Source organism: Hydrogenimonas sp. (assembly GCF_029932565.1).
Classification (GTDB): domain Bacteria; phylum Campylobacterota; class Campylobacteria; order Campylobacterales; family Hydrogenimonadaceae; genus Hydrogenimonas.
In genome coordinates this window covers 1-3,199 of sequence record NZ_JAOZPV010000123.1, presented here as the reverse complement: position 1 = coordinate 3,199, position 3,199 = coordinate 1, and the positions used below count along the sequence as shown (strand labels likewise).

General features: G+C 44.4%; 3 protein-coding genes and 1 pseudogene. All 4 read left to right on the top strand.

Annotation, left to right across the window (positions count from 1 at the left end):
- The first annotated feature begins 330 nt into the window (after positions 1-330).
- A complete protein-coding gene (locus tag Q1K24_RS09670) occupies positions 331-645 on the top strand; it encodes a hypothetical protein (RefSeq protein WP_300369497.1) in 315 nt (104 codons plus the stop codon).
- Between the two features lie 39 nt (positions 646-684).
- A complete protein-coding gene (locus Q1K24_RS09665) occupies positions 685-1,815 on the top strand; it encodes a hypothetical protein (RefSeq protein WP_300369494.1) in 1,131 nt (376 codons plus the stop codon).
- A complete protein-coding gene (locus Q1K24_RS09660) occupies positions 1,808-2,914 on the top strand; it encodes a nucleotidyltransferase family protein (protein WP_300369492.1) in 1,107 nt (368 codons plus the stop codon). The genes Q1K24_RS09665 and Q1K24_RS09660 overlap by 8 nt, the downstream gene beginning before the upstream one ends.
- A gap of 93 nt (positions 2,915-3,007) precedes the next feature.
- Positions 3,008-3,115: pseudogene (locus tag Q1K24_RS09655) on the top strand (IS30 family transposase); the annotation flags it as partial.
- Positions 3,116-3,199 lie beyond the last annotated feature (84 nt).

Below are 3,199 nucleotides of genomic sequence, written 5' to 3'. Positions count from 1 at the left end.
CGATTTTCTGCTCAAACGCGGGAAAGAGATATTTTTTGCCAGCGGCTTCGACCTGTCCGATGCCTACGCGTTTCTCATTGATGGAAAACATAAAGGCGGAACACTGTTTACCTCTGCAGACAAATGACTTTTTTGATGAGGGAGTGACTTGTCATTCCCGCCTATTAGGGATGCTTGAGATGGATTCCAGAATATTCCGGGTCGACTGAAATCCGGGATGCATCTTTTCTTCGCTTTCGTTAACTTTTATTAACATTTCATTCAAAATTAAGATTATTATAAAAACAATTGTGGTTTAATGAAAGTAAGAGCACTATGAAAGGATCTGTCATGACGAAAGAGATGGAAAGAGTCGAAACGACAGGAATTGCGGAAGTGGATGAGGCAAAGCGTGAATTTATGAAGAAATTCGGCAAATATGCCGCCACGGCGCCGCTTGGCATGTATCTGTTGATGACTCCCAGTTCGTCGAAAGCACAGGCATCGGGTTCTTGCGGATGTCACTTCGATTTCGATTGCGGTGGTCATTTCGGGCATCACAGCGGAAGCGGACATCACTATTTCTTTGACAGAAAATGGAAGTGGAAAAAGCACATAAAAACTTCCCACAAGTTCAAATTCCATTTTCCGCATCACCGAGGGTAAGAAGCGTCGAGAGAGTTTTCCGGAATCGCAACAGAAAACTTGAGACGTTTCAAAAAGTTAAAGGGTGATAAAACATATCAGTATATCGATGAAGAGTCGTTACTGATCTATCATCCCGAGGGCGGCCGAGTCTACGGATTCGAAAAAGAGATGGCCGCCTTTGTCCTTCATTTAGATGAGTTGATTCATCAAAATCCTTCAATTGATCTGGTTGCTCTGTTTCCCAATATTCCAAAAAAAAATCTATTCGAAATCAAAAAGATCCTTTCAGGCTCCTCTATAGACAATGGACAATCCTATGAACCGCCGTTGGATACCGGCTGTTTTGCCGAGGATGGAAAAAAGAGGGTTCATTATGCGGTTTCCGATGCGTGCAGTTTTTCGATCGCGTACCCTGACGAGAAATTTTTTGAGAGCATTGACCCGCAATTTCGGCATTTACAGACAGAAAATCCGACAGGAAGGCGCATCAATGTCGACTTTGCTCCTGCAGACAGCAATACCTGGCAGCTCTATTTCAATGCTCGTAAAACGGCTCTGCCTGCCAAAAGAGAGACGATACCGCTCATACTGCAGGAAAATCTCATTATCGCTTTTTATCAATCAAATCCGTACTTGATGGCGATGCACGCCGGAGCGGTCAGGTTCGGCGACAGATCGATCATACTTCCGGGTGCAAGCGGTTCGGGCAAATCGACGTTGACAGCGGCTCTTACCACGTCGGGTTTCGATCTTTATTCGGATGAAATAGCACTTCTCGGTTACGATGGTATGCTGACGCCTATACCTTTTTGCATGAATATCAAAGAGGGGAGCTGGAAGATTCTGGAGATGAGATTTGACAATCTTTGCACTGCACATGAACACTTGCGTTTCGACGGCCAAAAAGTGAAATTTCTCTTATCGGACAAGATATCGAAAAAGAGAGGGGCTGTATCGGCTGTCGTTTTTCCGAAATATCGGAAAGAGAGTGCCTGTCATGTGGAACCGTTAACTTCATGCGAAACGTTGAAGCGAATCAGTGAATCGGGTTACCAGCTGGAGCAGCCGTTGAACGAAGAGCATTTTGAATTGATACTGAACCATCTGCTGGCCAAACCTGCCTATGAAATGACATACGGTTCACTGGATGATGCGATATCCAAACTTGCGGAGATCGTGAATGGATAACCGCAGAGAGATAGTCCAGCTTTGCAGAATTCTCGCTTTTATCAACCAAAAGGATATTGAAAACCTCGGCGAAGAGATGGAGAATGGTGAAATAGACTGGGTCGGTCTGGTCGCTGTCGCCAATATGAATCTTTTGACGCCGGCACTCTATTCTGCTTTGAGAGAGAAAGGCCTGCTAGAGAAGATCGGTGATCCGCTACTTCCGGAGTTTTTAAAGGAGATCTACCGTAGCAACGAAACGAGAAATCTTGGCATCGTGGATCAGCTTCTCGATATCCAGTCCATTCTGAATGAGGAGGAGATCGTTCCACTTGTTTTGAAAGGGGGATCGGCTTTGACGGAAAAGCTCTATCCCGCTATCGGCATCCGTACAATGAACGATATCGACTTCATGATGAATCCGTCAGAATTTGAACGCGGGCTCAAATGTCTGGAAATGCACGGTTATGTCGAGTTCGGGCGCGATTTGAAACGATGGCATCATCACACTCCGCGCATGAACAAGAAGGGTTATCCTGCAGCCATCGAACCGCATTTTCGTGTGCTTTACAATAGAGATATCGAATATATCCCTTATGATGAAACGACATCACAGCCGAGCGAAAATCCTCTTTTCAGGGGATCACAGGTTTTGAAGCCGACGTGGCATCTCTATCACATTTTTTTGCATAGCGCCGTTATAGATAAAAACCATCAGCGCTGGAAACTTGGATTGCGCTATCTTTACGATTTCGCCGTTGTCGCGGAGAAATACGGCGATGCCATTGACTGGGAAATGTTGTATAGAATGGCCGAAAGGTACCATCATGAAAAAATTTTGGAAGATTTTCTCTACCTGACGGCCAAACTGTTCAACCTTGAAACACCGATACATTCCAATCCTGTAAGAGGTGCGATTTTTCTGAAAAAATGTTTGTGGGAAAGTACTCTCGTTCCCGATACACGTATTTTCAAATTTTATCAGGCTTTTACCGACTTCCATGAGATATATGGATATGAGAAACTGAAAAACTACTATGGCCTCCGATCCAAAGTCCAATATCCTCTGGCATTGATGAAATACATGTTCTACCATGGAAGAAAACATCTTTTTCACTAAAGCCGGATTCCGATCAGGAATCAGCTTATTTACCCGTAAGTTTGTGTGTGGTCTAATGAAACAAATGTCAAAGAAAGGATGGAAACGTCGTTCTTCTTCGCCCGTCCCTACCACTCCTGCGACAGAGGACTCAATGGGCATACCAATGGTCTGATCCGGGAATATTTTCCCAAAGAGAAAGCCTTTGAAGAGATTTCGGACGCCCATTCAACTTTAAAGTGCAACAATCGAAAACCAGAGAGGATAATCAAGAAGAGGTCAGCTGCGATAGAATAAGTGGGATTA

What these genes read in the sequence shown, in the direction of transcription:
- Q1K24_RS09670 (WP_300369497.1), top strand. Translation starts at nt 331, where the DNA reads ATGACGAAAGAGATGGAAAGAGTCGAAACGACAGGAATTGCGGAAGTG.
- Q1K24_RS09660 (WP_300369492.1), top strand. Translation starts at nt 1,808, where the DNA reads ATGGATAACCGCAGAGAGATAGTCCAGCTTTGCAGAATTCTCGCTTTT.